Annotated in this window: 22 protein-coding genes and 4 pseudogenes; 9 read left to right on the forward strand and 17 right to left on the reverse strand. The window is 66.0% G+C overall.

From position 1 onward, the window contains the following. Nucleotides 1-209: 209 nt before the first annotated feature. Nucleotides 210-464 carry a hypothetical protein gene (locus tag ACWD3O_RS32835; RefSeq protein ID WP_451418397.1) on the forward strand — a complete coding sequence of 85 codons (255 nt, stop codon included), beginning with the start codon at nucleotides 210-212 and terminating at the stop codon, nucleotides 462-464. Between the two features lie 83 nt (nucleotides 465-547). Here the strand turns inward: ACWD3O_RS32835 and ACWD3O_RS32840 are convergent, their stop codons facing one another. Both ACWD3O_RS32840 and ACWD3O_RS32845 read right to left on the reverse strand, forming a co-directional pair. Beyond that, entirely contained in the window at nucleotides 548-742 is a 195-nt protein-coding gene (locus ACWD3O_RS32840) for a hypothetical protein (protein WP_451418398.1), read from the reverse strand. Nucleotides 743-950: 208 nt separating this feature from the next. Further along, nucleotides 951-2,168, reverse strand: a complete 1,218-nt coding sequence (locus tag ACWD3O_RS32845) for a hypothetical protein (RefSeq protein ID WP_451418399.1) — start codon at nucleotides 2,166-2,168, stop codon at nucleotides 951-953. Between the two features lie 724 nt (nucleotides 2,169-2,892). On the opposite strand from ACWD3O_RS32845, the gene ACWD3O_RS32850 reads away from it, so the two are divergent. Further along, entirely contained in the window at nucleotides 2,893-3,609 is a 717-nt protein-coding gene (locus tag ACWD3O_RS32850; protein WP_451418400.1) for a hypothetical protein, read from the forward strand. Between the two features lie 743 nt (nucleotides 3,610-4,352). Here the strand turns inward: ACWD3O_RS32850 and ACWD3O_RS32855 are convergent. Both ACWD3O_RS32855 and ACWD3O_RS32860 read right to left on the reverse strand, forming a co-directional pair. Continuing rightward, nucleotides 4,353-4,550 carry a hypothetical protein gene (locus tag ACWD3O_RS32855; protein WP_010639982.1) on the reverse strand — a complete coding sequence of 66 codons (198 nt, stop codon included), beginning with the start codon at nucleotides 4,548-4,550 and terminating at the stop codon, nucleotides 4,353-4,355. Further along, nucleotides 4,547-5,947 (reverse strand): hypothetical protein, encoded by a 1,401-nt coding sequence (locus ACWD3O_RS32860; protein WP_451418401.1) that lies wholly within the window; start codon nucleotides 5,945-5,947, stop codon nucleotides 4,547-4,549. The genes ACWD3O_RS32855 and ACWD3O_RS32860 overlap by 4 nt, the downstream gene beginning before the upstream one ends. A 371-nt stretch (nucleotides 5,948-6,318) precedes the next feature. Here ACWD3O_RS32860 and ACWD3O_RS32865 point away from each other — a divergent pair, with 371 nt between their 5' ends. The 4 genes and pseudogenes from ACWD3O_RS32865 to ACWD3O_RS32880 all read left to right on the forward strand — a co-directional run bounded on the left by ACWD3O_RS32865 (nucleotide 6,319) and on the right by ACWD3O_RS32880 (nucleotide 8,913). Beyond that, a complete protein-coding gene (locus ACWD3O_RS32865; protein WP_451418402.1) occupies nucleotides 6,319-6,645 on the forward strand; it encodes a hypothetical protein in 327 nt (108 codons plus the stop codon). Continuing rightward, nucleotides 6,609-7,208: an SMI1/KNR4 family protein gene (locus ACWD3O_RS32870; RefSeq protein ID WP_451418403.1), complete on the forward strand. Its 600-nt coding sequence runs from the start codon at nucleotides 6,609-6,611 to the stop codon at nucleotides 7,206-7,208. The genes ACWD3O_RS32865 and ACWD3O_RS32870 overlap by 37 nt, the downstream gene beginning before the upstream one ends. A gap of 56 nt (nucleotides 7,209-7,264) precedes the next feature. Further along, nucleotides 7,265-8,115, forward strand: a pseudogene (locus ACWD3O_RS32875) (IS5 family transposase). A 393-nt stretch (nucleotides 8,116-8,508) separates the two neighbouring features. Then, nucleotides 8,509-8,913 carry a hypothetical protein gene (locus ACWD3O_RS32880; protein ID WP_451418404.1) on the forward strand — a complete coding sequence of 135 codons (405 nt, stop codon included), beginning with the start codon at nucleotides 8,509-8,511 and terminating at the stop codon, nucleotides 8,911-8,913. Here ACWD3O_RS32880 and ACWD3O_RS32885 read toward each other — a convergent pair. Further along, nucleotides 8,910-9,260, reverse strand: a pseudogene (locus ACWD3O_RS32885) (integrase core domain-containing protein); the annotation flags it as partial. The gene ACWD3O_RS32880 and the pseudogene ACWD3O_RS32885 overlap by 4 nt on opposite strands. A gap of 11 nt (nucleotides 9,261-9,271) precedes the next feature. On the opposite strand from ACWD3O_RS32885, the pseudogene ACWD3O_RS32890 reads away from it, so the two are divergent. Further along, nucleotides 9,272-9,846 (forward strand): annotated as a pseudogene (locus tag ACWD3O_RS32890) (IS5 family transposase); the annotation flags it as partial. Between the two features lie 10 nt (nucleotides 9,847-9,856). On the opposite strand, the gene ACWD3O_RS32895 reads toward ACWD3O_RS32890, so the two are convergent. The 7 genes from ACWD3O_RS32895 to lxmK form a co-directional block, all read right to left on the reverse strand. Further along, on the reverse strand, nucleotides 9,857-12,022 hold the full coding sequence (locus ACWD3O_RS32895; RefSeq protein WP_451418405.1) for a prolyl oligopeptidase family serine peptidase: 2,166 nt from the start codon (nucleotides 12,020-12,022) through the stop codon (nucleotides 9,857-9,859). After that, nucleotides 12,019-12,438 (reverse strand): hypothetical protein, encoded by a 420-nt coding sequence (locus ACWD3O_RS32900; protein ID WP_451418406.1) that lies wholly within the window; start codon nucleotides 12,436-12,438, stop codon nucleotides 12,019-12,021. The genes ACWD3O_RS32895 and ACWD3O_RS32900 overlap by 4 nt, the downstream gene beginning before the upstream one ends. Before the next feature lie 548 nt (nucleotides 12,439-12,986). After that, nucleotides 12,987-13,607 carry a flavoprotein gene (locus tag ACWD3O_RS32905; protein ID WP_451418407.1) on the reverse strand — a complete coding sequence of 207 codons (621 nt, stop codon included), beginning with the start codon at nucleotides 13,605-13,607 and terminating at the stop codon, nucleotides 12,987-12,989. Next, nucleotides 13,604-14,542, reverse strand: a complete 939-nt coding sequence (locus tag ACWD3O_RS32910; protein WP_451418408.1) for an LLM class flavin-dependent oxidoreductase — start codon at nucleotides 14,540-14,542, stop codon at nucleotides 13,604-13,606. The genes ACWD3O_RS32905 and ACWD3O_RS32910 overlap by 4 nt, the downstream gene beginning before the upstream one ends. Nucleotides 14,543-14,670: 128 nt before the next feature. Further along, a complete protein-coding gene (locus ACWD3O_RS32915; RefSeq protein ID WP_451418409.1) occupies nucleotides 14,671-14,814 on the reverse strand; it encodes a hypothetical protein in 144 nt (47 codons plus the stop codon). 165 nt (nucleotides 14,815-14,979) lie between these two features. Further along, entirely contained in the window at nucleotides 14,980-16,023 is a 1,044-nt protein-coding gene (locus ACWD3O_RS32920; protein ID WP_451418410.1) for a T3SS effector HopA1 family protein, read from the reverse strand. Next, a complete protein-coding gene (gene lxmK, locus ACWD3O_RS32925; RefSeq protein WP_451418411.1) occupies nucleotides 16,020-17,096 on the reverse strand; it encodes a class V lanthionine synthetase subunit LxmK in 1,077 nt (358 codons plus the stop codon). Before lxmK ends, ACWD3O_RS32920 begins: the two co-directional genes overlap by 4 nt. A 417-nt stretch (nucleotides 17,097-17,513) precedes the next feature. Here lxmK and ACWD3O_RS32930 point away from each other — a divergent pair, with 417 nt between their 5' ends. Continuing rightward, nucleotides 17,514-17,936, forward strand: coding sequence for a hypothetical protein (locus ACWD3O_RS32930; RefSeq protein WP_451418412.1), 423 nt, complete (start codon nucleotides 17,514-17,516; stop codon nucleotides 17,934-17,936). 437 nt (nucleotides 17,937-18,373) lie between these two features. Here ACWD3O_RS32930 and ACWD3O_RS32935 read toward each other — a convergent pair. From ACWD3O_RS32935 to ACWD3O_RS32955, 5 genes and pseudogenes are all read right to left on the reverse strand, one after another. Continuing rightward, nucleotides 18,374-18,995: pseudogene (locus tag ACWD3O_RS32935) on the reverse strand (response regulator). 664 nt (nucleotides 18,996-19,659) lie between these two features. Next, on the reverse strand, nucleotides 19,660-20,802 hold the full coding sequence (locus ACWD3O_RS32940) for a DUF6545 domain-containing protein (protein WP_451418413.1): 1,143 nt from the start codon (nucleotides 20,800-20,802) through the stop codon (nucleotides 19,660-19,662). Between the two features lie 58 nt (nucleotides 20,803-20,860). Continuing rightward, on the reverse strand, nucleotides 20,861-22,051 hold the full coding sequence (locus tag ACWD3O_RS32945) for an MAB_1171c family putative transporter (protein ID WP_451418414.1): 1,191 nt from the start codon (nucleotides 22,049-22,051) through the stop codon (nucleotides 20,861-20,863). A 2-nt stretch (nucleotides 22,052-22,053) separates the two neighbouring features. Then, entirely contained in the window at nucleotides 22,054-22,707 is a 654-nt protein-coding gene (locus ACWD3O_RS32950; protein WP_451418415.1) for a toxin-antitoxin system, toxin component, read from the reverse strand. Further along, nucleotides 22,704-23,294, reverse strand: coding sequence for an XRE family transcriptional regulator (locus ACWD3O_RS32955; protein WP_451418416.1), 591 nt, complete (start codon nucleotides 23,292-23,294; stop codon nucleotides 22,704-22,706). The genes ACWD3O_RS32950 and ACWD3O_RS32955 overlap by 4 nt, the downstream gene beginning before the upstream one ends. A gap of 1,100 nt (nucleotides 23,295-24,394) precedes the next feature. Between ACWD3O_RS32955 and ACWD3O_RS32960 the strand changes: the two genes are divergently transcribed. Then, complete coding sequence (locus tag ACWD3O_RS32960) at nucleotides 24,395-25,654, forward strand: helix-turn-helix domain-containing protein (RefSeq protein ID WP_451418417.1); 1,260 nt, start codon at nucleotides 24,395-24,397, stop codon at nucleotides 25,652-25,654. Nucleotides 25,655-25,687: the final 33 nt, after the last annotated feature.

Here is a 25,687-nt window from a genome sequence, read left to right on the forward strand (position 1 = left end):
AGCAAATGAAGCGGAGCGGGTATCAGGGAACGTATGTGGAAGTGCAACTTCTAGCTGATCTAATGCGGAAGGCGGGTATCCTCAGTGAGGTACGCCCTGGCGCATGCGAGTGAACCGTTTCATTGCGGCCATCAGGAGCGGTACAGCTCGGCCGGGTGGTGAGATGAGGCAAGAGAAGCCTTGGCTTGCCCCCGCATAGCGCCACGCTTATGTCGGGTCGGCTCCTGTCCGGAAACCGCAACGCGTCCTGCGCCGCCCACAACGGCAGCACCCGGCACTTCAGGCCGACGTCCTGGCCGCAGTCGCCCTCCGCCGTCTCCACCGACACCACACCCGAGCGGCGCAGCCCCGGCACCACCACGGACGCCGAATATGACGCCTGCGCCGCCACCAAGGCCTGCGCCGGGCCCTGCCCCGGCACCGCCAGGAGCTGGACGAAATCGCCGCAATCGCCCGGCCTCTGATGCCCGCGCGGGTGCAGCCGGCTCGCCCTCACCCGGCCGCACCCGCACCTGCGCCCCCTGCCCGTTCCGGGCAGGGGGCGCGGCTACGACTCCTTGAGCTCCTTCAGCCGAGCGGCGTAAACCACGGCGATCCGGTCCGTCTCCTCGGTATCCGCAGTCGCCAGCTCTGCCTTGTCGGCGAGGGCGGCTTCCCGGCCGGCCTTCAGCTCCTCGATGCGTTCCTCGTCGGGCACCGGTGCGCGGTACTCCTCGAGGAGCTGGGTGCTGTACCAGTTCACCACCTCGTCGACCGCGTCCTGGGCCGCCTGCTCCTCGCCGCCTTCCAGGCCGGTGAAGTCAGGGTTCGGGTTGTCGGACCTGCCGCCCCACCTTTGCGTTGATCTTGCTGTGGAGCGGTCATTGTCGCCTCGCCGGCACCTGGTGGCCCAGCCCCGGCGGGCGCCCAAGGCGGGAAGAGAGCTGCTGGTCGCGTGGCCGCGTGCGGGGTCAGTCGACGGTGTAGACCTTCTCGCCGATCATGAAGGGCGCGTCGGCCGGGCCCTTGAGGTAGGGGCCGCGCCAGATCACGCGGTGTTCCTGGGTGCTGGGGTACCACTGGCGGACCTTGTGCATCCGCACGGTCCACCGGTGGTGGTAGACCCGGCTGGTGCCGTTGTTCTCCGCTCGCTGTGCGGGCACCTGGTGGGTGAGGCGGATGACGCGGACGTCCCGGTCGACGGGGGGGCGGGAGCCGGGCTGAGGGGCGCGGCGATCCGGGTCCTGCGGGGAGCTGGTGGTGGTGACGCCCTGGGCGGCCAGGCGCCAGAACGCGAAGGCGTAGCGGGCGGCGAAGTCGTCGTAGGTGTCCTCGATGCGCCCGCCGTCCCACTGGCCCTCCTCCGGCGGCCCGGCGGTGCGGGCGACGCTGTTCAGGGCGGTGTTGAGCTGGCGGTGTTCTTCGGTGAGCGCGGCGTGCTGCTCGCTGCTCTCGGCTGTCAGCGCGCTGTCGGCCCGCAGGCCGTAGATGCCGTCCGGGACGAGCGGGGGCAGCGGTGTGCCCTGGGCTCGGGCCTGGGCGGTGACCAGGCGCCAGGACTCTGGCTGGACGGGTCCGTCGCGGTCCATGAAGGTGGTCAGCTGGATGCCGGGGTAGCGGGCGTCGGGCAGCACCTGGCTTTGGGTGATCATCTGCCAGCCGAAGGCGCGGGTGTCGGAGAGTGAACCGCCCCGGTTCACCACGACGACGGGCTCGGGGAGCACGAGCAGGCCCGTCGGTATGGCGATGTCCCGCTCGCGGTCGAGGGTGGCGACGTCGGAGGGCTCCAAGGTGGCGGCCGCGGCCATCACCGCGGCGTGGGCGGCGGGGGAAATGACCAGGACTTCCGCGCGCTCCAGGACGGTGATCACCTGCTGGATCTGCCAGCGGGCGGTCTCCACCGGCCCGGGAGGCCACGGCGGCCGCATGCCCTGCTTGCCGAGCGTCATCGCGAACGCCAGCTCGGTGCGGTGTTCGGCGGGCACGGTGCTGTGCTGGAGCACGGTGCGCAGTTCCGCCAGCCGCGTGTCGACGTTCGACGCCATCATCGACCGCACCCACGGGTTGTCCCGCAGGAGATCCAGCGTGTCCGTCCGCAGCCGGCGTGCCGCCCGGGCCGCTCCTGTCGCGCTCCATGCCGTGCTGGTGTCCCGGCTGCGCTGTTTCTTGCCGCGGCTGGCCTTTCCCACGCCCGTCCCCCTTCGCCGCTTCCATCCGTGCCGGAGCGCTACCCGCGCCCATCCGCCGGGACACGTGAGGAACCGGCCACCACGCGGGGCGGTGGCCGGCACCGAGCTGGTCGCAGGCAGGAGCGGGCCGGGCCGTACTGCTCCACGGGGCGAGCCGCGCGGCTAGGTTGGCCCCAGTGGGAGTGGTCTTTCTTCACGGGGGTGGGGCATGGCGGGCCGGGATCTGCGAGCGCTGTTTCAGCACGAACGACCGGGGCCTGACGGCCGTGGAGGCATTCACGGACCGGCAACTGCAGTGGGAGCTCGTGGCGGCCGCGCTGGCCGAGCATTTGCGGGAGATCTCCGCCGGCGGGTTCGACGTTGAGGACCTGGAGCGCCCGCGCCGCAACGTGCTGGTGTTCCACGGCATCGGCGGCATCGGCAAGACACCCTGTCCCGCACGCTGGAGGCCGCCCTCACCAGCGCTGAGCGGCGGCCTGCCCAGTGGGGCGAGCCCGCCTGGCCGGCCGAGAGGATCCTGCCCGTGCGGATCGACCTCGCCCGCTCCGCCGGCACCTCCTTCGCGACGTCGTCCTCACCCTCCGCGCAGCCCTCAGCGCCCTGGGATGGCCGCTGCCCGCCTTCGACATCGCCCTGCGCCGCTACTGGGAGAGGCAGCACCCCAGCGGAGAGCCTCGAAGAACACCTGCAGCGCGGCGCCCTCCAGGGCCGGTACGGCAAGGCCATGGGCCAGCAGATCCAGTCCGTCCTCGCCGACGTCGCCCAGGCGCTGCTCCTGCCGGACAGCGTCGGCACGGCCGTCGGCGCGGCGGCCGGTGCCCTCACCACGGCGCTGCGGGAGCGGCGCCAGAGCGTGCGGGCGCTCGCCGGGTGCGCGCGGCTGGCGGACCTGCTGGAGGCCAACTGCCACCTGGAGGCGCTGTCCTTCTACCCGCACCTGCTGGCCTGGGAGCTCGCCCAGCTGCCGGCCGACCAGCGCGTCATGCCGGTTATCCTGCTGGACACCCTCGAGGATGTCGGCGACCGCACGCACCGCGACCTGGAGCGCCTCGTCCAGCGGGTGGTGTGGCTTCGTCATCACCGGCCGCTCCCGCCTGCAGTGGGCCGACACCGCCCTCCAGTGCCAGCTCGACTACACCGGCCCCACCGCCTGGCCCTGCCCGCCGCCGGCGGGGTGCCGGCGGCGCGGGCGCCGCTTGGCCACGCCCGGCAGGTCCTGGTCGGCGACTTCTCCCCCGAGGACTGCGACGACCATCTCGCCCGCCGCATCACCCGCGACGGCGAGCCCCTCATCAGCGCGGACATTCGCCAGACCATCACCGGGTGCTCCCACGGCCTGCCCCTGTACCTGGACTTGTCGGTGATGCGGTTCCTGGAGATTCCGCCGCACCGGCCCGCACCCCGCAGCCGGCGGACTTTGACCACGACTTCCCGGCGCTGATCGCCCGCACCCTATCCGAGCTCACCCCCGAGGAGCGGCACGTTCTGAGCTCCGTCAGCCTGCTGGACGCCTTCGACTGAACCTGGCCACCGCGGCTGCCGGACTGAGCCACGAAGCCCCGGCCCTGCGCCTGATCGAGCGGCCTTTCGTCCGCGAGTACCCGTTCGCTCTGTGGCCGTACCACCTGCACGGACTGATCCGCTCCACCCTCCGCGGCGCCGACGACGCCACCGACGACCGCTGGAGCGACGCCGACTGGCACCGGGCCGCCGAACGCGCCCTGGCGGCCCTCGGCGCTCAGTGGCCCCAGGCCACCGGCCCCAGCCGGCTGCTGCTGACCGGCTGCCTGCGCCAAGGCCTCACCCTGGCCCGCGACTTCGGCCTCCCCCTGGGCTGGCTCAGCGAAGCCGCCTGGGCCTACGTCAGCGACTTCGTATGGGAGCCGGTCGCCTCACCCGCCCGGCCCGGCAGCACCGGCCTGCAGACGCCCTCGCCGAACTCCTCGCTGCCCTCGCCCGCCGGCAGCACGAGCACCGCTCGATCACCGCCAACCGGCTCAACGCCCTCACCCACAGCGCACTGCTCCCCACCGACCTGCATGAGATGGCCCTGTACTACCTTGCCAAGGCCCACCGCGACCTCGGTCACTCCGCCGCCTCCCGCAACGGCATGCACCAGGCGACGCCCTGCGTACTTCGCCGTGACGGGGCTGGCCCTGGGCGTCCTGTTCGCCCAGGGCCGGCTCAGCCGATTACGGACCGCGCGAAGGCAACCGTGCCGGCGAAGGCGCCCCCGGCAGCCAGTACGGCGACAGCCCACGCGTTCCCAGCCAGCACGGTCAGTACACCAGCAGCCACGGCGATTTGCGTGCCCAGCATCAGGATGACCGCGGCCCGCACCGTCATCAGCGGCTCTTGCGACCGGTCGGACGGCGCACTCACGACAGTTCCTGAAGGTGCTCGCGCCTGCGCCACTCTTTGCCGAGCCGGTGCAGCTTGCGTCGCGCCCGCTCTCCTTGTGCCTCATCCTGCTGCACGAGGTCCGATGCTTTGGGCCACGTCATGCGGTGGTTCTCCGACCAGACACGGACCAGGGCCTGTTCCTGCTCGTTGAGCCGGCCTGCCACGTAGCGCACCGGAGCGGTCTCGAACCGCTGGGCCCAGGGAACGAGGCGGGGGATCACCAGATCCTCCGGCCCGGGCACGGTGTCCGGCTGCTCCCAGCCCTCCGGGATGTAACCGACCGAGGCGCCGCGGATCTGGTGATCGCGTTCAAAGTCGCAGCCCTGTCGGGCGTACCGGAGCAGGACCCTGCGCACCGACTGGTCGTCGGTGAGGTCGGATTCCTGCTCCCACGCGCGTTCGAGCATCGCCACAGCCAGGGCCTGGCAGTGGTCCTCCAGCACCGGCCACAGACGCAGGCAGCGGCGCAGGAAGTCCTTCATCGACTCCGTGTCGCCCTTCATGTACGCGTCGAAGGCGTAGCGGGCTTCGGCAAGGACCGATGGCCTCAGCCGCTTCGCCCAGTCGGCGACGGACCGGACCCCGGCGAAGAGGTCGGTCATATGGCCACCGATGAGGTCCAACATCGAAGGCAGCGAGCGCAAGGCCTCCTGCATCATCCGCGGTCCTTCCACCTGGACGGCGAAGTATGGTACGAGCGTTTCTGCCATCGTCGCTAGGCCGGGCAGCGGGGGAAGCAGAGCCGGGAGACCTTCCAGCACCGGGGACAGGTCGAAGTGCGGCTGACGCACGAATTCACCGAGACCGAACAGCGGCTGAAAGGCCTCAGCCATCGACGACAGAGCGGCCGGTCCCACCACGCCCGTAAGGCTCCTGACCTGCGGCTCGATCGCAGACAAGACCGCCTTGGCCGGGTTGAGTCCGTCCAACAGCCCCAGGGTGTTCGCGACGGAGGGCAGTACGGAGTTCACGGACTCGGACAGCGAGAGGATCTGGGGCCGCACGTCCGCCAGCGCCGACAGGGAGGCATTGTGCGCCCCCAGCCCGTCGAGCAGCGACTGGCCGACCACCTCTCCGATGTTGGGTAGCCGGGGAACGGCCAGCTCGATGCCGGCGAGAGCCGGGGCGAGGCCGAAGTTCGCCCGCGAGGTGAACTCGCTGAGCATCGTGCTGAGACCGATCAGCGGTTGGAAGGAGTCGCTGACGCCAGACCAGAAGGCGGCCATGTCCACGACGTCAGCCAGGCCCCCCGACTGCAGGACGGCGTCGTCAAGCAGCGAGAAGGCACCATGATCCAGATCGGACCTGTCCATGGCCAGGCCGGTCCCATCCACCGGTGCTGCAAGCCCGGCGTCGCTCAGCTCGTCGAGCGCCACGTTCTCGGACGAGCCGCATCCTTCCACTGAGGGAACGAGCAGCGCTCCAGTTACCTCGGACGGTGCTGCAGCACTCCGCTGAGCGGTATCCGCGGGTGCCGGATCCGGCGTTGAAGCCGCAGGCATCTCGGGCCTCCTCTGTTGCTTGGGTAAGTCTGTTCACCTACCTGCGGCGGGAGAGAGCTGATCCGGCACTCATTTTTCCGACACCTGCTGTGATTCACGCCACATGCCCCTGTCTGGTGGCGCTTCCCTTTCATCAGCCCAGCATCCACCGCTCGAAAGAGCTGGCGGATCATCGTCCTGACACCGCATCGCTCCACGTGGCAGGGTCGCTTGTGATCACGAACAGTCGGGATACGGGGGGCTCCGTGGACACGCGGATGTGGAACGGACTGGTTGGCGTCGCGAAGGAGACGTACACCGCCTCGCTGGCCGAGAGGGTCGTGCCGCGCCCGCTGATGATGCCGCTGGTGCGCGGCGAGTTGGTCGGGCTGGTCTGGGTACGCACGCTCAAGGCCGGCCAGGACGCGCTCACCGGGATCGCCGAGCTCGCGAACATCGCCGCGGCACTGCCTTCCTGCTGGTCGATGCGTCGCAGAGGCTGGCACACCTGCAGGACACGGCGAGCACGCTGGCCTACGCCGCTAGGGTCTTTCGTTTGGATCATGGGTTGCTGTTGCGCGGGCAGTTGCTGATCCTGAGTGGTCAGCCGTCGCTGTTCAGGGTGGAGGAACTCGTGGAGATGTGGATGCTCATCGGCGAACTGATGCGCGCCAGGACGCGTGAGTACCTCGCCTCCTCGCCCTTGAGCCCGGACGAAATGCCCGGGCTCAGGCCCCCGGCGACCCTCGCACAGATCAGGGAACTGGAAACCCAGGCTGGCCAGCCGCTGGACCCGGAGTACCGGAGCTTTCTGTCCCTGACGGACGGGCTGGATGGATTCCAGTACACGATGCCACTTTTTGGATGTCGTGACTGGGAGGGTTCAGAGCGAAGCGGACTGGGCTCCATGTTCCGCGACATCGTCCTGGAGACCGGGCCGCTGACCGAGGTCGGGCTGCCGGAAGAGACGCATGTCTTCCCGATCCACGTCAATGCCGAGGGGTCCGCAGGGATCCTGATGCTTCACCACAGCCACGATGCCCTGGAACGCTTCTGGTGGACCGGCCGGGGAGACAACATGTTCTTCCACACCTTCCGCGATCTTGTCGCCTACATCACGGATGGTTCCTACAGTCCGAGACACCTCTCCGACTGACCTGCTCATCCTTCGCGTTGCCGACCAGTACCGTTCGGACTCAACCAGTCGTTGGTCTGGTTGTGTCGTTGACTGACGCGCAGTGGGCGCGGATCGAGCCGTTGCTCCCCAACCGGACTCCGAAGCGGGGTGGCCGGTGGCGGCACCATCGTGAGGTGATCGACGCGATCACCTACAAGTTCCGGACCGGGACGCAGTGGATGTACCTACCGTAGAGGTACGGCAACTGGCGGGGTGTCTACAACCGGCTGGGGATGTGGGCCGCGGACGGCACCTGGGAGCGCGTGTTCACCGCGCTGATGGCCCAGGCAGACGAGGAGGACGACCTCGACTGGGTGGTGTCGGTGGACTCCACGATCGTCCGTGCTCACCAGCACGCTGCTGGGGCCCGCAAAAAGGGGCCCCGGCAGGCGAGCCGGCCGACCACGCCATCGGCCGGTCCCGCGGAGGACTGACCACCAGCATCCACCTCGCGGCCGACGGCCGCTGCCGCCCACTGGCCTTCTTCCTGTCCGGCGGACAGGCCAACGACGCACCAGTCTTCACCGAGGTGATGGGTCGCCTGCGTGTCCCGCGGCGCCGGGGCAGGCCCCGCACCCGGCCGGACGTGGTCCTGGCGGACAAGGCCTATTCCTCCCGCGCGATCCGCGAACACCTGCGCAGCCGTCGTATCCGGGCCGTCATCCCTATCCGGGCCGACCAGAACACCCACCGGCTGAGGCGCGGCAGCCGAGGCGGGCGCCCTCCTGCCTTCGACCGCGAGGCGTACAGGCAGCGCAACAGCGTCGAGCGGTGCATCAACCGCCTCAAGCAGTGGCGGGGGATCGCTACCCGCTACGAGAAGACCGCGGCCATCTACCTGGCCGGCCTCCACGTCGCAGGCATCTTCCTCTGGTCAGCTCGCTGATCCAAACGAAACGGCCTAGTGGGGGCTCAAGCCGCTGTGGTTTATACACGTGGACAGCAGGCGCGGCAGCGTACGAATGCCCAACTCTTCGGCGAGCACCCTCACGGCGGCCTGTTCATAGGATTAGCCGACATTTACGGCACCACCGACCTCAACCTCTTACTGGGTGTCCGCAGCAATGTGCGACGACACTGCCCTGCAAGCGAGGGGTGTTCGCCTGCTACGCCCAGCTCTGCTGGCCGCTACTGTCGCTAGTCCGCGGGTCCCGCCACTTGAGGGACCGCCGCTGACGGAGCACGAAAGGTTTGTGGTTTGAAACCTGGACCAGACCGCACGCCGTGGAGAAGAATGATCACCTTGACGCACTGGGAGCCTGTCCCGAGAGGAGCCGACATGTTAAGCACGGATGACTGCGACCAGACGGTACACCTGAGCGTGATGGCTCATGTACCGGCGGGCGAAAACCACGAGCAGGTGGCGCAGCGTCTCGCGGACGCTCTCAGCGAATCACGTCCTGCCCGGGCGGAAGTGGCCGTGCTGCCGGAGTTGCAGGGCTACAGGGTGCCGGCCGGCGAGGCGCTGATGAGCGTACTTGTTACCTGTTCACAGCGGACGGCTGGCTCCTGGGAGAGTGCGGCGCGGGAGACCGTCTCACTGCTTGAGGCTTGGCTGGGCCAGGAGTACCCCGGTGTCTCCCTGGTGCCGGCCATCCGCCCACTCACTCCCTCGGTGGCGCACGTGGTCGCTTCGCTGAGCCGCTTCGTGACGCAGAAATCTTCACTGCCCACGGGGCGCTAGATGTATTGCCTTGCGACGTTGCTGACGCGGGTGATGGGCGGTTGGCCTCCGAGTGCGGTGTGGCAGCGATGGTAGTTGTAGCTGTGGAGGAAGTTGTCCAGGGCCGCGGTGCGTTCGTCGTTGCTGGTGTAGGGGCGGACGTAGGCCCAATCCTCGACGAGGGTGCGGTTGAAGCGTTCGACCTTGCCGTTGGTCTGGGGCCGGTAGGCCCGGGTGAGTTTGCCGGTGGCGCCGAGCTGGGCCAGGGCCTGTTTCCAGGCGAGGCCCTTGCGGTAGGCCCAGGCGTTGTCGGTGAGGACGCGTTCGATGTGGGGGATGCCGTGGGCGTGGAAGAACGCCGCGGCGCGCAGGTTGGCCTCGCTGGGAGGCGGACGGGACCTGGGGCCCGCCTGCTTGAGGAGGTCCAGGTCCGCGACGACTCCGTCGGGGCCGTGGAATGGACGGTTTCGGTCGACTCCATAATCAACCGGGCCCACCAGCACGCCGCCGGCGCCCGCAAAAAGGGGCGTCGGCGGGGGCGAACTGGAAGATCCGGCACGCACGCAGGCTGGTCACGAGCTCGGTCGGTCCCGCGGTGGATTGACCACCAAGATTTATGTCGCGTGCGACGGCCGGGGCCTGCCCGTGGTCGTCCTCGTCACGCCGGGCGATGTCAACGACTCCACCGCCTTAGACGCCGTCCCGAACGCGGTGTGCGTGCCCCGGAGCGGCGCCAGGCGACCCCGCATCAGGCCCGACGCCGTGGTCGCCGACAAGGCGAATTTATGACGCGATCCGCCAGGCGCTGCGGCGGTGGGGTATCCGGGCGATGATTTCCGGAGCGGGTCGACCAAGGCCTACCGGGTGCGGCAAGGCGGCAGGCCGCCAGCCTTCGACCGTGAGCTCTACAAGGCCCGCAACGTCATCGAACGCTGCTTCAACCGATCGAGGAGAGCCAGCCGTCTCAAGGTCCCGGCGTCGTTGGCCCATTCGGTGGGACCCTCAGCCCTGACTGCCAGGCCGCGAAGGACAGCTGGTCCACTGACAGCTCGATAGTGCGAGTCATGGCGCGTGCACCATGGCCAGCTCCGGCCTCGACGCGCAGAAGTGTCAGCCCCCTTCCGTCCATGGCTGGTGAGGGTCCAGCGGCCTGCTGAAGTGCCGCGCACATTTTGCGTGCATGCAGAGGATCCACTACCGCGTCCCCGTCGGAAACCGTGAGTAGGACCGCCGGGTAGTCGTTCCCTTCGCTGACGTGGTGGTAGGGGGAGTAGCGAAGGAGCCAGCTCAGCTCCTCGCCCACCGCCGGGGAGCCGTATTCCATGACCCAGGACGCACCGAGACCGGAGCGATCGTAGCGTGTCATGTCCAGAACTGGAGCGCCGCAAATGGCAGCTCGATAGGAATCGGGGCGCTGTGTGAGTGCGGCGCCGACCAGCAGACCGCCATTCGACTCCCCGCTAATCACGAGCTGTGATGGAGTGGTCCAGCCTTGTTGGCAGAGAGCCTCTGCGGCAGCGTGGAAGTCGTCGATCGATTTCTGCTTGTGGGCTCGGATGCCCGAACGATGCCAGTCGGATCCCTCCTCGCCTCCACCTCGTACGTGGGCGATGGCGTAGATACCGCCGGCTTCAACCCAGGCGACGACCTCGGGGTTGTAGACGGGCTCGCAGGACAGGCCGAATCCACCGTAGCCGTAGAGGATGGTCGGCCGGGGTTGTCGAATTGTGTCTTGTGTGTCCGCAATATCCGGCGCGAGGACGGTGATCCGTACCCGTGTGCCATCCGCTGATGTGCACGTGATCTGTCGCATTGTGCCGGCGGTCCGACGAGGCGGTTCGGTCCCATGACCAGGCGGGCTCGCCCATACGCTCGTCGTTCTGTCTGTGGCGTCCCATCGGAAGACGGTAACTGGAGTGAACGGGTCGGTGTATGTGAACCATGCCTCGTGGCCCGCGCCGCGAATCTCTCCCACCGTTCCCAGCCCCGGCGTCGGGATGCTCTCCAACTCCGCTCCGGTCTCAAGGTCATGCACCGTGATTTCGCTGATGGCGTGGCGGTTCCGGACAGCCAGAAGCAGTGAACCGCCCGACTTCGGGTCATCCAGGAGAGTGAAGCGGGTCAGCGTGGCTTGGAGGTCTTCGGGAAGAACTTCCCTCCATGTGTCGGGCGGCGGCGCACCCAATACCTCGAGCTCTTCCAAGTCGACGGCCGCCAGCCTCCCCCGGGGCGCGCCACAGTCGGTGTGCAGATACAAGGTGCCCTGGCCGACTATGGCGTTTGTGTGCGCATCGATGTTCGTCTGCACCGGTACGAAGATTGGCGTCTCAGGACCGTGCTTTTTGATGTCGGCAATCCAAATGTCGTTACGGCGTGTCGCACCTTCAGCGCGCGTCACGGTGAGCCAGCGACAGTCAGCACTGACAGCAACCGTGTAAAGCGCCGTCTTGCGCCCGTCGTGTCCGAAGACCAGCCGATCATCCGTGTCGGGGTCCGCACCCACTCTGTGCAGGTAGACACGCCGGTGGTAGCGCTCTTCACCAGGTGCCACCGCGTGGGTTGCCAAGCGCCGTACGTAGTAGAAGTATTCGCCGCCAGGTAGCCAGGCGATCGAGGAGTGTCGACAGCGTGAGATGGGGCCGTCGAGTAGGACACCCGAGTCAACGTCCAGGACGTAGAGCTGGCTTCCGTCGTCACCACCGCTCGTCACCTGGTAGGCGATCCGACGGCCGTCCCGGTCGGGGTGCCAGGTGTCCAGTGTGGTTCGTCCGGTCGGGTCGAGAGCCATCGGATCGAGAAGACATCGTTCAATGCCGTCCGGGTCCACTACATGGAGGACGGCGTGCTCCTGGCCCGGGTAGCGACGCATGAAAAACCGTCGCGCTCCCCGCCACACGGGGGGGCCGGTCACACCGAGCGCAAGCATTTCCTCCAACCTACCGCGGAGCCAGCCACGTCCCGGCAGGTTGCCAAGGGCGGCGTGCAACAGGTCGTCCTGTGCCGCTAGCCATGCGAGTGTCTCAATGCTGTCCGCTTTCTCCAACCACCGATAAGGGTCAGCGATTTGGTGTTCGAAAAGATACTCGACCACGTCTTGACGGTGCGCTGCCGGATGTCGTAGGCGGGTCATTGGACGCCTTCCTGGTCTTCCAATATGTCTGCTGCGTCCACGGCATCCATGATCAACGCCGCATACGTATGGATCTCTGCTTCGTCCCAGGCGACGAAGACGGAGAAGTCGTGGAGATGCAACAAAGAACGCAACGCGATGGAGCGCTGAACCCAGAGATCAAAGGGGCGCCCGTAGCCGCTGAGGAACGAGTGCTCGAGACCCTGCCAATCGGTCCCGAAATGACGCACCCGAGTCGAGAGGAAGCGGAGTTCCCGGAGCTCAGCGAGTACCCAGCCGACATCCCACTGCCAGGGAGCGATACCGACATCTTCCCCAGTGATCAGCCCATGGGAGGTGTCGCGGAATTCGGCTGGCACGAGCAGTCCGAGACCAGGAGCACCGTGGACCAGCGTGCTTGGCTGCTCCTCCGGCAATCGGCGCAGCCACTCCTGGACACGGCACCATCGAGACGTCCCGAGCACTTGCCGCAAACATCGACGTAGGCGTGCGGCACGGCCGGCCTCCGGAGCTGTGGCCCACCCACGCAATCTGCGCCATGCAACTGGTAGGTCGTCCGCGCCCGTCTCGCTGTCTGTCGGCAGCACTGACGCATGCAGTGCTCGCAACAGGCGGCCGAAACCGTAAAACAGGTCTTGTATTCGCGCCGCATCGTCCGGATTGCCCGAGAGGGCTCCCGACAGCAGTACCGCAGCCATGGATCTGCGCCCCGGCAGTAGATAGTGCAGGTCCCTCTCACCGCTGTGGCAGTGCGGTAGGACACACCGAACGCCGGTGCTGCGGTCGGGGGCTTGCGTGTTTTCCCACGCCGCCATGACGCTGACGAGCGCGTGAGGCGGTTGCCCCAGCGGCCTAGCCTCAGCTGTCCCCGTGCGGACCCAGGTGAAGCGACCGCGTTGTGCACCGGCTAGCACCTTGGTGTGTACAAGCATGCTTCCGTACTCCGCCACAACGGTCTCGGCAGTCATCCGTCCCTGCTTCCGCCGTGCGTGTCCCCGAGTTCCCTGTGGCGCTTGTCGATGAGGTTGAGGAGGGTCGGTAATGGGGCAGCAGTAGACCGCTCGATACGTCCAGTGGTCACGCTGTGTCCCATCTCGAGGTCTGCCACGACCACGTGGGGGCGTGCGCGCAATGCGGTCAGATGGGACCGGAAGGCGTGACTCCGGTACCCCCCTGGTGGAAGGGATGGAGCTATACCGATTGTCGCGGTGGTGCACTGAAGCGCCAGCAGTGCAGGAGTGTCGGCGAGCCCTAGAGCCAGTCGGCTGACGAAATGGAGGGTGGCCGGGAAGACGGCCACTGCGTCAGGCCACTCGGCAAGTTCCACGTGGGGTGCGGTGACCTGCGCTTCAGTGGGCCACATGTCATAGGACAGAGGGCTGCCCCCGATCGCGGTGAGCGCGGCGGGCGCGACGAATGTGGTGGCCTGGCGGGTCAGCACCACCCTGGTCTCGGTGTGGGGATAGCTTTCGCGGAGCCAGCCAAGCCAGCCCGGTAGAGAGGAGACGCCGAGCGCACCTGTTCCTACCAGAAGCAGACGACGGAAAGACAGATGTGGCTGAGCCGAGTCATCGCCGTGGTTCATCGCGCGCTCCTCTGCGCCGTGGTGATGGCGCGCAGTGCGTCCAACGACGCGCGTGTCCCATCGACGGCTTGGATGCCGGTCGCGCTGAGGATCACCTCGTCGGCCCCGGCCTCCCGGTAGGCTGCGACTGCATGGAGGATGTCGTCGGTGCTGCCGACTGCCACAGTGCCACTGTCGAGGAGTTCGGCCGTCGTCTTCGCCAAGTTTTGAGGGTCAACCTCGATTCCGGCGCGGCGGAGCATATCCGCGTAGTGCGGGGCCTGAAGGTGGGCTTGCGATGCCGCGAGCACAATCTGCTCGTGATCGCGATTAGGGGCATCGATTGAGACGTGGACGACGGCGGCCAGTCGCGGGCGGTGACGATTCACGCGGGCCGCTCCTGTGTCCAGAGCGGGCACGATCACTTCCGCGAGGTAGCTCGGTGGCGCGAGCCAGGTGATCGCAACGTCCGCTAGTTCGCCGGCCAGTTCGGCCATACGGGGCCTGAGCACCCCTAGGCCCAGTTCGACGCGAGGGGTGTCCATGGGGACGAGGCCGCCTGCCATCGCGTGATATTCGCCGACGAGGGCAACGGTGTCTCCCTCCAGGAGCCCTCTGACGACCGTGGCGTACTCACGCACCGCGGTGAGTGGACTCTCGTAGCGCTTCCCGCGCAGCGACTGGACGAACGGCTCCGGCCCGGTACCGAGCCCTGCGATGAACGGCTGTCCGGTCAAGGCCGCGAGGGAGCGTGCCTGGAGAGCGGCCTGAAAGGGGTGGCGCAGGGGCATGAGGGTCACGCTGGTGCCCATGGGTATTCGTACACCGGCGCCGGCTGCGTGAGCGAGTGCGGAATGCGGCTCGAGAAACAGCGATTGACCGGTCCACAACCGTTCAGCGTCTCCCTTTTGAACGATGTGCGCAAATGGCAGAATTTGTTCGCCGGTTACCGGCATGAAGGGAAGGAGAATCGACGTTCTCATTTCTCGGTGCCACCCCCGGGTCCTGGATTTCCGGTCTGGACAGCCGTGCGGCCGACGGCAAAGCCGTCGGCCGCACGGAGACTAGGCTGCTGCGATGTGCGTCAGCAGCCCCACTTGATGCTGGCGGCGACGCTCAGCGAGATGATGGTCTGCGGCGAGGGGGCCTCGTCGGGGGCGACCTCGTTCGCCATCTCGTCGACGTCCGCGTAGGTGTCGAAGCCGGCGGCCAGCTGAACGTCGTTCATCTTCTGCCTCTTTCGTCGAAGGTGCGTTGAAGGTGCATAACAAGCCCCAGCGGAAAGACCTCGAACTTTCTCGCGCCTTCCCGGTGACCTCCAGAAATCTAGTTCGAATCGAGAGGTTTGAACAATCTTCTATTGATGAAAGATTGTTCGGTGACTCACCGCACATCAACCTTCGGGGCGCACATCGAAACCTGGCGGAGGAAAGGGAGGCGAGGACAAGTTACGTGCTGGATCCAGGGGGTCGATTCCGGCTGCCAGCAGGGCCCGGCGTATCACCGTCGACCGGTCCGGACGTGGTTCGCCTGCTTCGGCAGTGGCATCCGTGGCGTACTGGATCAGGCCCTCGGCGATTACTCGCGACCTGTGCTCTCCGAAGCTGGTGTTGCGCATGCCCGACCTGGAGTCGTCCGGTTCCCAGGCTACGGCGATGCCCGGAGCGAGAGGCCGAGTGAAAGCCGAGGTGTCGGCGCCCAGGGCGACTCCACTCAACGCTTTGACCAGGTGCGGCAGCACGTGTTGCTCCCGGCTCCCGAGGTAGACGACGATCCCGTCGCGCCGGGGCAGGGCATCGGTGGACGAAGCAGCCTTGGCGCGGTATGGAACCCCGCGATCCTCTAGGCATCGCAGAGTCCTGCCCCAGGCATCAAGAGCGGCGTCGGATGTTTCGACATGCAGGTATACCCGGAGGACTGCGTCCTGACGGGTCAGCGGCAGCGAGCCGTCGACCAGGAAGAATCCAGGAGAGAGCAACGGACGCGTTGCGGCGACGAGTATCTCGATGACCTCGTCGTGCGCCCCTTGCTCCATTGCCAGTGAGGACCTGCCGGCCTCTTCCTGAAGGGCGGCGACGCGCTCAAGGGGCACGCGGACACGCAGTCCCGAGAGGCTGACGACCAGATCCCGATCCTTTGGGCCGCTCAGGACGGACCCCCGATAGCGGCTGTGCTCATGAGGGACGCCTCGGGCAAGCACTGTTTCCAAGTCGCGGACATCGGTCAGCGGCCGTGGCGTTGGCGACTCCCTTGCCGGTCGTCCGACGTGGGCCACTGTGTAAAGGGCGCTGGCGACCTGACCGGTCAGAGCTCTCGAAGTGTCGGCGGTCACGGTTCTTCCGAGCACGGTCGCGCTCAGGCAGTCGGATCGAACGTGCACATCGGACAGGACCGCTTCGAGCTGAGGAGAGAGGAGTCGAGAGGATGGCTTCATCATGCTCGGTCCTCCGCCAGCCCAAGGGTGGGGAGAAAAGCCGCCGGAGTCAGCAGAGCCTTCCTTCCGATACCTGCCATCGCACGAGGAAGGGCGGCAAGCCGAGGCGCGGTGTGTGCTCCAGCCAGCAGCCGGTCCAAGAGGTGCCAGCCGGCGAAGGCGGCGACCCGCTCGGGCAAACGGTTGTCGTGGATAGCCCTCGTGTCGCGGTAGCCATTCCAGAAAGCGGTGATCCGTGGACGCGCGCGCCCGACTCCCTCCGTCAGCTGTGCAAGCATGCGGGAATGAGACGCAGGCTCCAGCGCCGCATTACTCACGGCTGCGTCCAGCAGGCAACGATGCAGTAGATCTCCGACGACGCCCCCCAGGTCACGCGCTGCGTCGCCTGCCTGAAACTCCTCGAAGTCGGTCAGGTATACCGCTCCGTCGGCGATGAGGAATTGGTCGAGTCGCAGATCACAGTGAGCGGCAACCCGGTTCGCGTCGCGTTCCTCGAGGAGCAGTTGGCGCAGGGCTTTCCCCAGAGCGACATCGTTCTGCAGAAGGCTCCATGCCTGCAGTTCAGCCGCGGAAGAGACCTCGAAGAGGGTGAGCGGTAGGGCATCGAGGAGTTCTTCGGAGGGAAGGAGAGGGCTGGCCTCTAGGTGGGGCAGCACGATCTCGCTAACCGGGAGGTTGTGAAGCAGCCCGACTGTGTGCCCTAGGGAGTACGCCACGTCCGGCGTGAGCAACTCCTCACGCGCGGCCTGCGCGGCGGTCGTGGCTGCCTCCACACAGTCGAAAACCAACACGTTTGCTTCGGTGTCGGAGGCGAGGAGCCGAGGGGAGAGCAACTCGGTCGATTTGCCGCTGCTCAGCATCCGATCGAAAGCGACGCACTGACGGATCCTCGCGGCTGACATCCCGGCCGGGCCCTCGAGTTTCTTGACGAAAACACGTCGTCCGGTGTCTGTGGTGCAGATCCAGTTGTGGTTGCGTCCGGGCAGCTTCTTGATGTCTTCCTGCCCGGACAGAGACCCGAGTCCCGTGCGGGCCAGTAAGCGGTGTACTTCCGTGTACTCGTCGAGGGTGCCCATGGCCCCGTCCGTCACAGTTGAGTCCCCCTGGTTAATGATTGATTGATCAATCGGGCTGCTGCTCGTGGTTGATCGGCGCTTGCATAGACTCGTGTCACCTGCACTGGCCCTCCTTTCCGTAGCCGCACCATCAGTGGCCGTTCCAGGTCAAAGGCCAGGTTGGTCGCATGGCCGACGCTGCAGGCAATCGCGCCGTCTTCGTCGGGGACTTCGCGCAGGCCGTACCCACGCGTGGACCCATGTGCAACACGTACGGATCGGAGCGAGTGAATCGGAATTGTCACCCCGCGGAACGGCCCAGTGCGCAAGCGCACGCTGCGGCTGTCGAGCAGGTGAGGTGATCGCACGGTCATCGCACAGAATCCAAGCGAGAGAACGAGGGTGCACGCCATCCATAGGAGGTGGAATGCCCGGCCGATGGGTGGCAGCATCGCATCGATAGCGAACCCTGTGGCCAAGTCTGTTCCGGCGAAAGCCCAGACGATCATCCGAGTGTCCGAAGAGTGGGAGATCGGAAACAATCCCTCGGGCAACATGATCGGTCTGCGCGTCAACCAATCCCGCAAGTCCCGCAGCATTGCGCCGGTCCACCGTCTCCAGGATCGCTGGGGCGTTGATCCGCCTTCGACGCATTCAGGAGCGGTATGGTCACGCATCGCTCAGAACCTTTCCGAGCCAGAACCCGGACGCGACGCAGGTGCCGGCCACTATGGTGAGTGCTGCTGCTTTCGACCGGATTCCGATAAGTCCGACCGCCCCGGCCGCTCCCGTAGCTCCGGCGAGTCCGGCTATGGCGGGAAGGATCACTTTCATCGCATCCAGGTCGCGCGTTCCGTGTGAGGTTTTTTTCGACGACTCGACATGGTGGGGCATCTGGATCTTTCTGGCGGATACTTCCGGAAGAAATCCGGACGCGCTGAGGTCTGAATCGGAGGCACGTAAATAACTCTCGGTCTGCTTCCAGTGTGTTGTCCAGAATTCGACGTCTCCCTCACATGCGCTCACGTAGGCCAGCGTTACCTCCAGGCTAGGGAAAGTGAGACCACGGGCTGCCTCCGATAGAGTTGTTCCAGAATAGTTGGCGCGGCTCGCCAGCTCGCGGTATGACGGATTTCCTGCCGATCTTCGGAGCTCTCTGAGATCGTACGCAAATCTCTGCAGCGGTCCCGCAGTAGGATCTATGCGCGTCTCTGGGCGTCCCAACTCGGTCAACTCCCCGTTTCTTTCTTTGTTTCCATCCGGTTCCACGAGCTCGCCTCAGACGGCCATGCTTGTTGTCAAATCCAGCCCTGCTGCCGCGCGATGTGGGCCGCAACGTGACGACTTCCCGCCCAAAATTTGCTCACGACTTATCACATAGTGGTTGCGAATGGTTCCCGTCGACAGTCCGGCACGTTCAGCAAGCTCCGCTATCGAGGAGCCGTCTGCCGCGTGGGCCAGCAAGTCGCCTTTACCCGAGGTGAGTAGGCTGTCTCCACCGCTGATGGCTTCTGCCGCCAGCTCTGATGAGATATAGAGCCTGCCGGCGTGGACTGTCCGGATGATGTCCGCCACATCGCGCGCTGATACGGTCTCGGATAGGAATACACTTACTCCTATCCCAAGGGCTCGTTTCAGGTATCCCGGCCGACCATGGCTGGTGACGATCATTGTTCGGGAGTTCGGCAGTTCGTCATGGAGTGCCTCTGTGACGGCGAGACCATCAAGCCCCGGCATCTGGAGGTCCAGGACTGCGACATCGGGTTGCAAGGCTCTCGCCCTGGCGAAGGCTTCTGTGCCTGTCGACGCTTGGGATACGACGGTCAGATCCTCAGTGGGTCCGAGCAGCGCCGCCAGAGCGGCTGTGATGAGCTGCTCGTCGTCGGCGAGGAGTATTCGAATCCGTGCCTCATCTGTCACGAGCCGCCTCCAACTCCTGCGCAAATTGCACAGGAAGGCGGGCGCGGAAGGTGAAGCGTCCGTCGCCGCTGGGGTCTGCCTCACGGAGCCGCCTAGTGCGGCCAGTCGTTCGGTAACGCTGACAAGCCCACCACCTCCCTGAGGGGCGCTCTCTCGGCCGGCTCCAGCGTTCTCGAGTACGAGCAGATACAGCAGATACAGCGAGAGGTACGTGTACAGGTCGATTCGTTCCGCACGCCCCGCGTGCCCAGTCCCACGCAGAACTGGTGGCACGTAGCTCCCCTCCCCCGTCAAGGATGTAACTGCTCGCCATCCTAAGCATCTGTCGGAGAAGTGTGTTGATCCAGACGGCGATGGCCGTCCACAACAAGCCACTTCCGAGGTGAGGAACTGTCGCGTTCCATTCACCGTCATCTGCGCCGATCCAACCAAACCGTACGACCTCCATGACCGAGGTGAGCGGTAGCAGGCGGCAGACATCGGCAAGTTGCTCGGCATCGTGGCGAGAGAGATGAACAGTCCAGAACCTGCGAGAGAGGCCAACAGCAAGGGCAGCGTGGTCTGCTGCGCCGTTTCCACCGTGGGAGTCAGGGCGGATGAAACGGCGGCCGGGACTGCCACCAGCGCCGTGCCCAGGAGGGACTACGGCGTGAGACACGACGAGTCAGTGTCGGTTTCGACAAGCGGTGCCTGCGCGCAGGGCTTTTGCGATGTCTACCAGGTCATTGGTGATAGTAGGAGTCTCAAATAGCGCGTGCTCCACCGTTTCTGGCACCTGCGCTTGGCGACATCTGGCAACAGCGGCCATGATCATTGCCGCGTCGGCCCACGCCGCTGCTTCCGACTCGCTCGCCTGGCGGGCCAAGGCGGTGGCACGAGCCTCCTCGCGGATGTGCGGCTCGAAGTAGCGACGGCAGGCTACCAAGCGGTCATATATAAAGGTCTGGCGCGCGGTGAGGCGCAGGCGTATGGCCGGACGCCACGGCGACATCGACAGCGGGGCCGGGCTGGCGGCAGTCGGCACGGTGCTGACAGCTCGCGCCAGGGGCGCGAGCTTGAAGTAGCGCGCGGCTTCCTTTCCGCTGCGGACGATGAGTGGGAAGAGAACTCCCGTCCACCCGAGCATGGCACTGGGCACGATCACGGCGCGAGCTACGTCTACAAGGGTGTCCCATGAGTGACCTGCCCATCGTCCGGCGACTGCCAGAGCCATCATCAGGTCATACCCGAGCAGGTGCGTCAGGTAGCCGGCCGAGAGAATTCTGAGTCCTGGCCGAAGTGCATCGTGCACCTGTGCGGACCACTGCCAGCACATTTGGCTGACTACAGCAGACGCCAGGGCGTGCGCTGCTAGGTACAGGACGAGCATCTCCCTGATGTACGGCGTCCCGGCATAGTGCAGATCAAAGTCGGTGGTCTTTTCCACCGGAGCTTTGCCTGCGGCGAATAGCAGGATGATGAGGGCACAGACGATGCCGTACGTGGTGGCCGTTGTCCGTGTCAGCCGACGAACCCGTTCCTCCGGTCCTCCACGCCAGTGCAGTACCAGCATGATCGAGAGGCCGGAGAACATGGTCAGCAACGTGTAGACGACGGGAGCTCCGAAGTTGGCGACGCCGGTCTGATCGTTCAGCCATCTGATGGTCGGTTGGGCGGTGGTGCACAGCACGCCACCTGCGGTGATGAGCAGCGCCCATGTGAGGAGGAGCAGCCTGTCACGACCTCTTGTTCTGGCGACGGCCGGCATTTTCAAGGCGCCTGCCGTGAGCAGCAGAACCCCGGACAGGTACATGGCGGCGGTAGTCATCGTCACCTGTGACTCACGTGGCAGGTCCTCGGCCGGGCTGTGATCATTTACTAGGCCGTCAGGTTACTCGACGGGTACGTCGCGGACGCGCGGCGTCGCCGCGACGACCGACGAGGTTGGCCGCGGGGGTGGGGAAACCTCGGATGATCAGCGAGGCACGCACCGCCTCGGAGAGTTGTACCAGTGCAGGCTCCTCGAGCGGTACGCTCCCCCGGTGTTCGGCGGGGACGACTTCGCGATCGGGGTGAGCTGCGTAGGTCACCATGACAGCTGTGGCGAACGTCTCGGCCCGGCGTAGGTCGACACCAGCGTCGCGCAGCTCCTGGTAAATCTCGCTCCAAACACGGTCGTCCAAGTACTTATCCATCCGGTGCAGGGAATCCCGGATAACGCTCACGCGCCGTGTGAGGTGGAGGTGGACGTCCAGTGCCGACAGTACTCCCAGGCGGATGGTGAAGCGGCTGCCGTCTGGCACGACGAGGTGGTGCAGCGGGGCCAGAGCGCGGACCTGTCGTACGCTGTCGAGCCGACGGCCCGATGCAGGAAGCACATAGCCGGCCATGACGAAGCATGTGCCCACTGCGGCGAGCAAGGGCGCTATCTGTGTGCTCAGTGCGTCCCAGGCCTGGCCGGTCCAGCGGCCGCTCACCGCTACGAGTTTGCAGACGCTGTAACCCGCCATACTGGTCCACCCGGCAGCGAAGAGTAGGAGGGAGGCGCGTACCCAGCCTCTGGTCGCACGTGACCACACGGTGCAGAGAATGCAGGTCGCCAGGGCGGCGACGAGGTGGGCCAGGAGGTACAGCACGATTAACTCCCTGATGTAGGGAGTCGTGGAGTAGTAGGTGTCGAAGTCTGTGGGGCGCGCTGTAGCAGCCTCGCCGGCAGCGAACAAGACGAACACTGCGATGCCCACTGCGGCGTACGCGGTTTCGCAGACGTGGATCGCCCGCCGCGCGCGAGATGTCGATCCGCCATGCCAACGGATCATCAACGACAGTGAAGCGGCACTGAAGGCCATCATCGCGGCGTAGGTGATGGGCACTGCAGCGTTCGGCGTGGATGTGATCTTATTGATGATCGCTACGGTCGGTGGCGCACCAAGTGTGAAACAGCAGCTGCCGAGGAGAGCAACGACAGCCACTGCACGTTTGAGAGGGTCACGCCGAAGGGTGTGGAAGCTGGACCACTGTGCCGCCACGCCCGTCAGGAGTGCGGCCGCCGCGGTGTAGTAGATCCATGCTTCCACTGTCAGGTCCAGGAGCCAGGACCGACCGAATCCTCGATGCGCCAGGCGACATCGTTGCCAGGACGTTGCTGCTGCATCCGAAACAGCCGCAGATCAGTGGCGAAGCGGAGCCCAAACGCTTCTGCTTCGGCTTCCTCCCGTAGATGGAACTGGGTGCGGGCCGCGACGGAAGAAGCCTCTCGTCCTGGACTTGGTAGCTGCAGAGCGACTACGGCCGCACAGACCGCCTGTTGTGCCCCGGAACGGGCAGAAGCCTGCTGTCCCGGCTGGGTTTGGACGCCCTGATGTCCCTGCAGCATGTGCCATATCTCGTGTCCCAGGATCACGTCCTCATGCTCGCATCCCGCAGCATCGCGCCGCACAGCCACGACATCCATGTCGGCAAGATTGAGCCACAGGCCGCTGACCGTTTCCGGAGGGAAGTCGGCCCTTCGCAGCATGACGGGACGTTCCCGGATCTGGCTCAGGACCACCGCCAAGGTATCGAAGATGTCGTCGCTCACCGGCCCCGCCCGCCGCATGCTGCGGATCAGCGCAGCGCTCAGTCGCCCCATCTCCTGCGTGCGGCTCTTCGCGCTCTTCGGTTCGACAAGGCGTCCCCACAGCCACCCGCTCCTGCGACGCATGCCCAACCGCGACCGATAGTCAGCGGTCATGAACCGCGGAGCTCTTCGCGGACTTGCGCCTCCAAGGTCGCTACGATGCCTTCGACAAGCCGCCATTTGTCGTCAGGCAGAGCAGCTGCTGATCGCAGCGTCACTGCGCGTTGATCGACGAGCGTCTCCGTACGGGTCTCCTGCTGCAATGCGGTCAGCACTGGCTGCAGCGCTCGGTTGAGGGCAATCTCGGGCGCCGCCGACAACCATCCGTTCTCAGTGCCGAAGAAGAAACGCTCAACGCCGGCCTGGGTGGTGGCCAGTGGGCCGCCGGCGCGGCGGTGCTCCGTGTTCCGTCTGCGTACGAGGTTGGAAAGGGATGCCTTGGTCGCTCCGAAGCTCCCGGCGATCTCTTCATAGGAGTAGCGTCGTCCGTCTGGTCTCCGCTGCGTCTCCCGCAGATGCTCGATACGCCGGATTATCCGGTCTGTGATGGATTCCTCGGGCGCCGTCTGCCCCTCGAGGAGCATCTCGACGACCTCCGCAGGAACCCCACTGGCCACCGACAGCTGGGCGGGGTCCAAGAGGTCCTCTCGGCTTCTGTCTCCGAGCAGGTCTTCAATGCCTTGCAGAGTGTCGGTAAGCATCTGACGAGGATTCTGCACCGGCGGGACTCCCGGGGGACGCAAGGTGGACCAGGTACCGCGACGATAGCCCTCGGTGCTGCTGACTGGCCATGGACTTGGGAACCTGCCGTAGGCACAAAAGAATACAGCAGTTGACTTTGCCTGGCGGCGGTTGCAGGATCGTCACGCCACGCAGCGCACCAACTTCACCCTGTGTCGCGTGCGTTCGGTGGCACTCGGCACACGACCGGCGCCAGACGTCGGCCTCACGAAGACACTGCTTGACCTGCCGTCCGGCTTGCCGTCGGCAATCGCAGGGACGAAAGGGGGCAGAGCCGTGCTCCAGGATCGCTGCCCGGACCCGGCAGAGCAATCGCCATACCACGTCCCTCTGAGCCGCCCATTCGATGCCGCCCGCACCGACTGCGAGACTCACCGCACGGCCGCTGCCAGTCTGCCCCCGCTCCCTCCGCCGAAGGGCATCGTATGACGTAGACCTCTGTGGCCCGGTGCCGCAAGAAGCCGCACACGGGCCGAGCCCACCTTGCGCGTCGATGTGGTGTGCCACCACCTCATCGACCGCCGGGCTCACCGTCATCGCCCGACATGCCCGTCGAGCGAGTCCCGGCCCCCACAGAGGAGCTGGGCGAATCACTCCGCCACTGGAGTTCGGAGCCCTCCCCAGGGCCCCGACGTCCCATTCACCGGAACGGAACGCCCCTATGATGCGGCAGACGGCATCCGTTTGTCACTCGGCCCTGCACAAAAGCGCTTCAGAGGCCCATTGTCTGGACACTCCTGCCATTCCAGAACAGAACCTTAGGCCAGTCAACGCGAACACCTCACCGCACAGCCCAACACCATCCGCACCCGCACAGATGCAGCCCACTGCGGGCACCACCGTGATCAAGCAGTGGGCGCAGGCCCCCGCCGTCCCAGCGCGACCCGTCCCAGCACTGCAGCCCTCGCACCGTCCCCAACCGCTTAGCGCTACACGGCGACCTGGCGAGCTCTCCCCGCGCCAGCCGCGACATGATCCCTCACTCGCGCGCTCTCACGCCAAGGCCCAGCCCCACGAAAGAACAGGCCTCCTCGCCTCACTGCCGCCTCTCAATACACGCATGCACAGACTCCTTGTGCAGGGCGATCTCGATGCCGCCTACGCAACAGGCAACCTCCAAAGAGGCGGGAAGAACACCGCAGCCTCCGACCACGCCTGGGCCATCACCCGGGCTGTGGCCGCCGAAGCCGTACGAGTGGGCTGGACCCGGCCCGCATTCCTGCACGTCATGCTTAACGGCCCCTACAAGGCCGGACAACACGCACGTACCCTCCACCACCGCCGCGGCTATGACAAAGCCTCCGCATGGCTCCAAAGAGCCTGGGACGGTGCAGAACGCTTCGTCAGATCCACCGATCCCATCACCAGCCGCCAGGACTTTCACGCGGCCCTAGCAGCGCTTCGGGCCCGGATCGAATGCGCCTCCTGGCGAGGAACTGCCGGCAAAACCGATCTGCGGAACCTCATCGCCCGCATGGAAATCTGCGCCAAGGCCGGTAGCTGGGACCACACCGCCTCGGAACGCGAGCTGGCGGAACGCATGGGCTGCAGCCGCACCACCACCCGCAAATCGAACGAGCGTCTCCTACGGTGCAGAATGCTGCGCCAACTCGACCACGGATCCCCCACCGAGAGCTCCCGGTGGATGCTGATCTCCGCTGTGCCCTCCAGCGTGTCTCACCACAAGCCCACATCTGAAGGGCCGAAGGCTGGGGGGGCCATGAGTGGATCAGAGATGAGACAGAACGCCACCGACGCCACCATGGATACACGCACGGCCGGCCAACTGATGCACCTGGACGCCTTCGCCCACCGCGGACTCGGCGGCAGCGGGCTCGCAATTGTTGCCGCACTTGCGGAGTGCGACGGCCAGACGATCACCAGCCTCCGTAGCAGCGCCTCCATCTCCAGACCCACCGCCTACCGCCAACTGGCCAAACTCAAGGCACTCGGACTCGTCCTCCAGGAAGGGGAGCTCTACCACCTCTCCCCCACAGCCCTGAACGGCAGAGGACAGCAGACGCCGGACTGCGCCCGGCCCGTCGCAGGATGGGACGACGTGGCCGCGCGCCTTGGCACCGCCGGTACGGCCCAGCGTCGACGGCAGCAGCACGACATACAGCGCTTCCACTGGCGCCAGCTGTATGAGCGGCTTGGTGAACGACGCCGGGCAGCGAAGTCGGCCGGCGCCCTGCACCCGGCAGTCGCAGAACCTCAATACGTCCGACACGACGGCCGTGTCTTCTCACCAGTTACCGGCGCGGTCATCCCAGACCTCTACATCGCATCGGACGGAAGATGGATTTGGGCCCAAGCATGACAACACCTACCTGGGAAGGCGTCAGACGCCCGC

Source organism: Streptomyces sp. NPDC002640 (genome assembly GCF_053592575.1).

Coding starts and splice junctions, on each gene's coding strand:
- ACWD3O_RS32835 (WP_451418397.1), top strand. CDS start 210: ATGTCGGGTCGGCTCCTGTCCGGAAACCGCAACGCGTCCTGCGCCGCC.
- ACWD3O_RS32850 (WP_451418400.1), top strand. CDS start 2,893: ATGGGCCAGCAGATCCAGTCCGTCCTCGCCGACGTCGCCCAGGCGCTG.
- ACWD3O_RS32880 (WP_451418404.1), top strand. CDS start 8,509: ATGTTAAGCACGGATGACTGCGACCAGACGGTACACCTGAGCGTGATG.
- ACWD3O_RS32895 (WP_451418405.1), bottom strand. CDS start 12,022: ATGACCCGCCTACGACATCCGGCAGCGCACCGTCAAGACGTGGTCGAG.
- ACWD3O_RS32905 (WP_451418407.1), bottom strand. CDS start 13,607: ATGAACCACGGCGATGACTCGGCTCAGCCACATCTGTCTTTCCGTCGT.
- ACWD3O_RS32910 (WP_451418408.1), bottom strand. CDS start 14,542: ATGCCGGTAACCGGCGAACAAATTCTGCCATTTGCGCACATCGTTCAA.
- ACWD3O_RS32915 (WP_451418409.1), bottom strand. CDS start 14,814: ATGAACGACGTTCAGCTGGCCGCCGGCTTCGACACCTACGCGGACGTC.
- ACWD3O_RS32920 (WP_451418410.1), bottom strand. CDS start 16,023: ATGATGAAGCCATCCTCTCGACTCCTCTCTCCTCAGCTCGAAGCGGTC.
- lxmK (WP_451418411.1), bottom strand. CDS start 17,096: ATGGGCACCCTCGACGAGTACACGGAAGTACACCGCTTACTGGCCCGC.
- ACWD3O_RS32930 (WP_451418412.1), top strand. CDS start 17,514: ATGGGTGGCAGCATCGCATCGATAGCGAACCCTGTGGCCAAGTCTGTT.
- ACWD3O_RS32940 (WP_451418413.1), bottom strand. CDS start 20,802: ATGACTACCGCCGCCATGTACCTGTCCGGGGTTCTGCTGCTCACGGCA.
- ACWD3O_RS32950 (WP_451418415.1), bottom strand. CDS start 22,707: ATGACCGCTGACTATCGGTCGCGGTTGGGCATGCGTCGCAGGAGCGGG.
- ACWD3O_RS32955 (WP_451418416.1), bottom strand. CDS start 23,294: ATGCTTACCGACACTCTGCAAGGCATTGAAGACCTGCTCGGAGACAGA.
- ACWD3O_RS32960 (WP_451418417.1), top strand. CDS start 24,395: ATGCACAGACTCCTTGTGCAGGGCGATCTCGATGCCGCCTACGCAACA.